We start from the raw sequence: 7,182 nt of genomic DNA, 5'->3' as shown, positions 1-7,182 counted from the left end.
GTCGCGCGCCGCCGGCCACCGGTGCGGCCCCGCGACGTGCCAGACGGTGGCGTGCCCCAGGCCGAGCAGGTGCTCGGTCGCCTGCCTGCCCGCCTCCACGCCGGACGGGCCGGTGACCACCACGCGCGGCCCGTCGAGCCCGGGGATCGGCCGGAAGCTCAGCACGGGCACGTCCGGGTCGACGCGCAGGTCCTGGTCCCCGTCGATCGGGTCGGAGATCACGACGGCGTCCACGCCCTGGGCCAGCAGGGACTCGACCGCGCTCGTGACGGCGGCGCCCTCGCCCGCGTAGGCGACCGCGAACGCGTACCCGACCTGCCTGGCCTGCCGCTCCAGGGCGACGAGCAGGGATGCCGGGCCGTAGAGCGAGCTGCCGATCGAGGCGACCCCGATGCGGTGGAAGCGGCCCAGGTGGAGCGCCCTGGCCGCGGTGTTGCGGCGGTAGCCGAGCTCGCGCGCCGCGGCCAGCACCCGCTCGCGGACCTCCTCGGTGACGTACGGCTCGCCGTTCAGCACTCGCGAGACCGTCTTCTGCGACACGCCCGCGAGGGCGGCGACGTCGGTGCTACTCGGGGGCTTTCGCCTGGCGTCGGACACTCGCGGCTCCTGGGTTATGACTACGTAGTCAGATTCGCCCGTGGTACGCGTCGATGTCAAGAGCGCTATCATTCAGATGATGTGAACATCTGAATGTTGGGAGTGTGGCTCGATGGTCAGGCTGACCCGGGCGCAGCAGCAGGAACGCACCCGAGCGGCTGTGCTGGCGGCCGCGAGGGAGGAGTTCGCCGAGCGCGGATACGCCGAGGCCAAGGTCGACCGGATCGCTGAACGGGCCGAGCTGACCCGCGGCGCGGTCTATTCGAACTTCCCGAGCAAGCGCGCCCTCTACCTGGCGGTCCTGGTCGGCTCGATCGGGCCCGTGGCGGCCGAGGAGGGTCCATCGCCGTCCGGCGTGGCCGAGGCGCTGGGGGCCTTCGCCCGCGTGTGGCTCGAACGGCTGCCCCTGACCGGCGACACGTCCGCCGGGGGCAGGCTGCAGTCGCGCTCGCTGGCCGGGGTGTTCGACGACGAACCCGGCCGCGTCGCGCTGGGGCAGCTCGGCAGGCTGGAGGCGCTGCTGCTCGCCCTCGCGCTGGAGCCGCGCGCGCCGGGCCACGCGCGGCGGGTGCGGCTGGCCGAGCTGGTCCTCACGCTGCTGAGCGGAGCCGCTCACCTGGCCGAGACGGCGCCCGGCTTCGGCGACCCCTTCGACGTGGCCCGCGCCTGCCGGCACCTGGCCGGCCTCGACCTCGCCGACACGTGGGACCCGCCCCACCTGCCCTACGTCACCCCCGCGCGAGCCGTCCAGGACGCCTGGGAGCCGCCCGCGGAGCTACCGGACGAGCTCACCGGCCGCCGGACGGGGTTCGACGCCGACGGCGTGATCGCCGTCCTGGGGACGGGCCGGCTGGAGGCGGCCGAGGAGGCCGTCCGCGCCGCCCGCCCGGAGGATCGCGTCACCATCGCCGTGGTGACCGGCGATCCCGCCGAACTGGGGCGGCTCGTACGGCTCAGGATCGGCGACCTCGCCGGCAGCCTGCGCCGGGTGTTCGGCCCGGATCCCCGGCCTGGCCTGCACCTCGTCCTCGACGGGCACGCCGCCGTCGCCTCGGCCGCCGGGATCCCGGACGCGGACGACGCCACCGAGGCCGCGGTACGCGTCCAGGCGGGCCGGATCGTCGCCCGCGCCCACGGCCGGGGAGCCGCCCACGCCGCGGCCGTCACCAGACCCGCCCTCCCCCGCTCCGACCAGTAGTGCGTCAGCGGACGTAGATGTTCGGCCTGGGCGGGGTGGGCATGCCGTCGCCGATGAAGAAGCTCGTGTGCGGCGGCTGGTTGTAGGCGGTGTTCTGCCACGCGACCGACACCCGGTAGAGCGGGTCGTGCATCAGGGTGTAGATGCGGCGGTCCGTGGGCGTGGTCGTGGCGTAGATCCGCAGGGCGCGGTTGTCGCTGGTGGGCCAGACGACCTCTTCGCGCCAGTCGCCGAACAGGTCCGCCGACAGCGACGGGGTGGCCTTGGTGCCGTTGTTGGAGTGCACGCCGGAGGCGGTCAGCAGGCGGGTGTCGCCGCTGGTGCCGTACTTGTCGATCCTGGTCTGGTCGAGCAGCTCCCGGAGCGGGTCGGCGTCCCACCAGACGAGGAAGTTGACCGAGGACGGCTTGCGGCCGGCGTTGTTGCCGGTGACGCTGCGCAGGTTGCCGTCGGCGGCGGACCAGAACTCACTGGCGATCCTGACCGTCGAGATGTCGCCGGCCACGCCGCGGCCGTTGTCGCCGTTGGCGGGGGTGGACCAGAGGATCTGGCCGGTGCGCGGGTCGATGTAGAGCGAGGACGGCTGGGAGCCCGACTCGCTCACCTTGAAGTACTCCAGGCCCGCCCTGCCCGGGTCGAAGTCGCCCAGGTGCTGGGCGTCGCCGTGGCCGGTGCCCGTGGTCCACATGCCGGTGCCGTTGTCGTTGACGGCCATGGCGCCGTACACGATCTCGTCCCTCCCGTCCTGGTCGACGTCCCCGATGGACAGGCTGTGGCTGCCCTGGCCGGTCCACTGGGAGCCCGCCGAGTTGCTGTCGAACGTCCAGCGCTTGGTGAGCGTGCCGTTGCGGAAGTCCCAGGCGGCGATGACGGAACGCGTGTAGTAGCCGCGGGCCATGATCAGCGAGGGGCGTTCGCCGTCCAGGTACGCGGTGCCGGCGAGGAAGCGGTCCACCCGGTTGCCGTACGAGTCGCCCCAGCTCGACACGGTGCCGCGGGGCGGGTCGTAGGAGACCGTGGACCTGGCGGCGCCGGTCTGGCCGTCGAACATCGTCAGGTATTCGGGGCCGGACAGGACGTAGCCGCTGGAGTTGCGGTAGTCGGCCGACGCGTTGCCGATGACCGTGCCCACGCCGTCCCTGGTGCCGTCGGCGGTCTTCATCGCGACCTCGGCCCGGCCGTCGCCGTCGTAGTCGTACACCTGGAACTGGGTGTAGTGGGCGCCCGCGCGGATGTTGCGGCCCAGGTCGATGCGCCACAGGCGGGTGCCGTCCAGCCGGTACGCGTCCACGTACACGTTGCCGGTGTAGCCCGACTGGGAGTTGTCCTTGGCGTTGGTCGGGTCCCACTTGAGCACGATCTCGTACCGGCCGTCGCCGTCCACGTCGCCCACGCCGGCGTCGTTGGCGTTGTAGGTGTAGGCGACCCCGTCCGGCGTCGTGCCGCCGGACGGCGGCTGGATCGGCACGTCGAGGTACGAGCCGCCGGTGAAGCGGAGCGAGGCGGGCGAGGCGGCCTGCTCGGCCCCGCCGACCACCGCCCTGACCGTGTACGAGGCGTCGGCGGCGGCGCCGTTGTCGAGGTAGTTGGTGGAGGCGGTGAGGTTCGTGGCGACCCTGGTCGAGCCCCGGTACACGTTGAAGGCCACGCCGTCGGGGTCGGTGCCGAGCAGCCGCCAGGACACGAGGTTGCCCGAACCGGACCGGACACTGGTCAGGCCGCGGTCGAGGTCCTCCATCTGCTTCGTGGGCGGGGCGGCGTGGGCGGGGACGCCGCTGATCGTCGTAGCCAGGGCGAGGACTGCCGCCGCGCCGGCCAGTCGTAAGCGCATTCGCTCGGTTCCCTTCTTGGTAAGCGCTTTCCCGATGGGCGAAAAAGAAAGTTTCATCGGGGTGTTAGCGTTAACGGACGCAGGCCGGGACCGCGGATGTCAGGGACGAATGTCAGACCTGCGGAAATGGCCACAATGTCTCCTCGCCGGCAAACGGGGTCGCCGCGTCCGCGGCCCGGCGTATTAAAGCGGCCCCGTCTCCCGCTCGCAAGGGTCCGCTGTCACGGCCGAGTCATGCCCGGGTCAGGTGAGGGCGTCCAGCGCGCGGTCGACGTCGTCGGCGGTGGTGTAGACGTGGAAGCTGGCCCGCACCTTGCCCGCCCGCACGGCCGCGCGGATGCCGGCCGCCTCCAGGCGCTCGCCGGGGGCGTCCACGGAGACGATGGCCGAGTCGGACGGTTCGAGGCCGAGCCCGGCCCTGAAACGGTTGGCGAGGGCGACGTTGTGGTCGCGGATCCGCTCGACGCCGAGCTCGTCGAGCAGCTCGATGGCCGGGGCGGCGCCAACGTAGGAGAACCAGGCCGGCGACAGGTCGAACGCGCGGGCGTCCGGCGCGAGCCGCAGCGGCGGGCCGTAGTAGGAGCCGCCCTCGTCGGCCCCGGCGTACCAGTTGGCGGCCAGCGGGCGCATGCGCTCGCGCAGGCGGGGCGACAGGTAGCCGAACGCGGCCCCGCGCGGCGCCATCAGCCACTTGTACGCGGCGCAGGCCAGCGCGTCGATGCCCTCGACCCGGACCGGCAGCCAGCCGCAGGCCTGGGAGGCGTCGGCGATGACCAGCGCGTCGTGGGCCCGGGCGGCGGCCACGATGTCCTGGAGCGGGGCGACGTACCCGGTGGCGGACTGGACGAGGCTGAAGGCGACGGCGTCGGTGGAGCCGGTGACGGCGTCGGCCAGCCGGTCGGCGGGCACGGTCTCGACCTCGGCGGCCACCGCCCACGGGAACAGGTTGCTGGTGAACTCGATCTCCGGCACCACGACGCGCGCGCCCGGCGGCAGCGCGGTGGCGACCGTGGACATGATCTGGGAGGCGGTGGAGCTGACGGTGACGTCGGCGACGGGCGCGCCGATGAGCCGGGCGAAGGCGGCGCGGGAACGGCCCACCGAGGCGTCCCATGGTTTCCAGTCGCCGCTGCCGTGCCGCCATTCGGTGAGGACGGCTTGGAGCTCTTCGAAGGCGTGGCGAGGGGGCAGGCCGTAGGAGGCGGTGTTGAGCCAGCCGGGGGCGGCGTCCCAGAGCTCGTGCGCCGAGGCGATGTCCATGGGGCCAGCCTAAGGTCGCCGGCCGCCGGTTTCAGTTGGGGCGTTTCAGCAGCCGGCCGATGACCAGGCGGGTGAGCTTCCCGGCGTTCCCGGCGATGGAGCCGTCCGGGTCGACGCCCACCGAGCGGCCGTACTCGACCGTTCCGTGGAGGTTGCTCAGCCGGAACTCGTACGTCACCTTGTACCGTCTGAGACTGCTCGTCGCGGCGTCGGTGTAGGTGAACGCGTCGTGGGCCAGGCCGTCGACCTCGCGGTAGTTCGTGTGCAGCCGGGACGCGACCCGCTTCGAGATGTCGAACGTGGCGTCCGACATCGTCTCGCTGTCCAGCGTGTTCAGCGTGATGGACAGCTCGCCGCGCTTGGCCTCCGGGATCGCGTAGTCGCTCTTCCACGAGCACGAGGTGAAGTCGCCCTTGACGTACGTGAACGGTTTGCCCGCCGAGGGGGCGAGCTCCCGTACGAGGTCGTCGGAGACCAGCTTGCACGGTTCGGGGGGCTTGGCGAACGGCGGGATGTCGTCCGGCACGGGCGCGGCGGCCGGGCCCGTGCCGGAGGCGGCGGCCGGGGGCGCCGCGGTGGTGCCGACGGGGACGAGCAGCGCGAGACCCGCGCCCAGCACCGCGGCGACGGCCACGGCGGGGACGAGGGCGGCCGGCCTGACGCGCGGCGAGCTCTTGGCCGGGGCCGGGGGAGGGATGGGGGCGTCGGCGGGGACGGGCCGGCCGACGATCTCGACGCCGCCGACCGTGACGGTCGCGACCTCGAAGGCCGGCCGCGCGGCGGCGCCCCGCAGGGCCGCATGGACGGCGGCCGCGTCCGGGCGGCGAGCCGGGTCGGGGTCGAGGAGGTCGCGCAGGAGGGCGGTGAACGGGTCCTTCGCCTCGATCGCGATCCCCTGCCGGACGGCCTCCGCGGTGGCGGCGGGTGTGGCCCGGACGAAGGGCGGCCTGCCGAGCGCCGCCGCGTAGAGGATCGCGCCGAGCGCCCAGAGGTCGGCGGCAGGCCCCGGCACGACCCCGTCACCTTCGTCGGGGGTGAGCTCCGGTGCCGTGAAGCCGGGCAGCCTGGCGGCCGTTTCGGCGGCCAGGGCCGGGATGGCGAAGTCGTTCAGCACCACGTGGCCGCCCGGGGCCAGCAGGACGTTGCCCGGGTGCAGGTTGCCGTGGGTGACGCCGTGCCGGTGCGCGTACGTCAGCGCGTCCAGCACGCGCAGGCCGATCGCGGCGGCCGCGGCCGGGCCGAGGGCGGCGCGCTGGTGGAGTTCGGCGCGCAGGGACCAGCCGTTGACGATCGGGGAGAGGATCCACACCTCGGCGCCGACGCCGACGACCTCGTGGATGGGGTGGATCGACGGGTGCCGCAGGCTCCCCGCGGCCATGGCCTGCCGACGTACCTCGTCGAAGCCGGCCCGGCCCTCCGGGAGCGGCAGGCGCTTGGCCGCCACCTCCATGCCGGTGCGGCGGTCGAACACCCGCAGAGCGCGGCCGGGCGCGCCCTGGGCGAGGGGGCCGATCGGGTGGAAGCGGTCGCCGCTCATGATTTCCCCTGGAGTCTGGCCGCGGTGGTGCGCGCCGCGCGCATGGCGGTGTCCCGCATCTCGGAGGTGACCGCGGAGCCGTTCCCCATCACGGACACCTCGATCACCATCGTGCGGACACGCAGCCAGACGTTGCTGCTCACGCTGGACAGGATGCCCACGGTGGTGTCCTGGGAGAAGCACTCGTCGCCGAGGCCGGGCACGTTCTTGACGGGGGTGGTGACCGCGCGCTCCACCTTCGAGGTGCCGGTCTGCGACTGCCGGCGTTTGCGGAGGGCGTCGAACACCTTGCGCGCGGTGTCCACGTTCGGCTGGGTCTTGATCGTGACGCCGGCGCCGTCCACGGTGACGGAGCACGTGGACGACTTGCTCGGCAGTACCCGGTCGGTGGGGACGACCACCGCGCACGGGTCGGGGGAGGGGGCCGCCGCCGCGGTCCGGGACCGGCTCGGGGTCGCGGGGGTGGTGGTGGCGGGGGTGGTGGTGGCGGCCGAGCCACGGGTCGCGGTGCCGGGTCTGGCGATGGCGAGGGCCGCCACGGTGGCGACGAGCGCGGTCGCGGCGGTGACGGCCACCCACAGCGTACGGCGCCCGCTCGCGGACCTGACCTCGGTGGGCACGGTCCGCACCTCGGCCGCGACGGCCGCCGCGCGGGCCGCCGCCTCGGCGAGGACGGCACGGACCTCCGCCCCGTCGCGCGTCCGGTCGAGCGCGGCCCGCAACGCGGCCGCCTCCCGCAGCTGGGGAAGGAGCGCTGGG

The 7,182-nt window shown here is 73.7% G+C and carries 6 protein-coding genes; 1 reads left to right on the top strand and 5 read right to left on the bottom strand.

What is annotated here, in order from left to right; translation table 11 throughout:
- Positions 1-597 (bottom strand): LacI family DNA-binding transcriptional regulator (locus tag ACWEPL_RS64595; protein WP_452442902.1); only part of this gene is annotated, 597 nt, incomplete at its 3' end.
- A gap of 112 nt (positions 598-709) precedes the next feature.
- Between ACWEPL_RS64595 and ACWEPL_RS64590 the strand changes: the two genes are divergently transcribed.
- Positions 710-1,795, top strand: a complete 1,086-nt coding sequence (locus ACWEPL_RS64590; protein WP_452442900.1) for a TetR/AcrR family transcriptional regulator — start codon at positions 710-712, stop codon at positions 1,793-1,795.
- Between the two features lie 4 nt (positions 1,796-1,799).
- Here ACWEPL_RS64590 and ACWEPL_RS64585 read toward each other — a convergent pair whose 3' ends face one another.
- The 4 genes from ACWEPL_RS64585 to ACWEPL_RS64570 all read right to left on the bottom strand — a co-directional run.
- Positions 1,800-3,626: a rhamnogalacturonan lyase gene (locus ACWEPL_RS64585; protein WP_452442898.1), complete on the bottom strand. Its 1,827-nt coding sequence runs from the start codon at positions 3,624-3,626 to the stop codon at positions 1,800-1,802.
- A gap of 243 nt (positions 3,627-3,869) precedes the next feature.
- On the bottom strand, positions 3,870-4,886 hold the full coding sequence (locus ACWEPL_RS64580) for an aminotransferase class V-fold PLP-dependent enzyme (RefSeq protein ID WP_452442896.1): 1,017 nt from the start codon (positions 4,884-4,886) through the stop codon (positions 3,870-3,872).
- 31 nt (positions 4,887-4,917) lie between these two features.
- Positions 4,918-6,423: a serine/threonine-protein kinase gene (locus ACWEPL_RS64575; protein WP_452442894.1), complete on the bottom strand. Its 1,506-nt coding sequence runs from the start codon at positions 6,421-6,423 to the stop codon at positions 4,918-4,920.
- A partial coding sequence (locus ACWEPL_RS64570; RefSeq protein WP_452442892.1) for a hypothetical protein occupies positions 6,420-7,182 on the bottom strand: 763 nt, incomplete at its 5' end. The genes ACWEPL_RS64570 and ACWEPL_RS64575, both read right to left, overlap by 4 nt.

The organism is Nonomuraea sp. NPDC004186, assembly GCF_053603495.1.
Note: the sequence above shows the minus strand (reverse complement) of the source record. Positions and strands in the feature narration are given on the sequence as shown.

What these genes read in the sequence shown, in the direction of transcription:
- ACWEPL_RS64590 (WP_452442900.1), top strand. Translation starts at nt 710, where the DNA reads ATGGTCAGGCTGACCCGGGCGCAGCAGCAGGAACGCACCCGAGCGGCT.
- ACWEPL_RS64585 (WP_452442898.1), bottom strand. Translation starts at nt 3,626, where the DNA reads ATGCGCTTACGACTGGCCGGCGCGGCGGCAGTCCTCGCCCTGGCTACG.
- ACWEPL_RS64580 (WP_452442896.1), bottom strand. Translation starts at nt 4,886, where the DNA reads ATGGACATCGCCTCGGCGCACGAGCTCTGGGACGCCGCCCCCGGCTGG.
- ACWEPL_RS64575 (WP_452442894.1), bottom strand. Translation starts at nt 6,423, where the DNA reads ATGAGCGGCGACCGCTTCCACCCGATCGGCCCCCTCGCCCAGGGCGCG.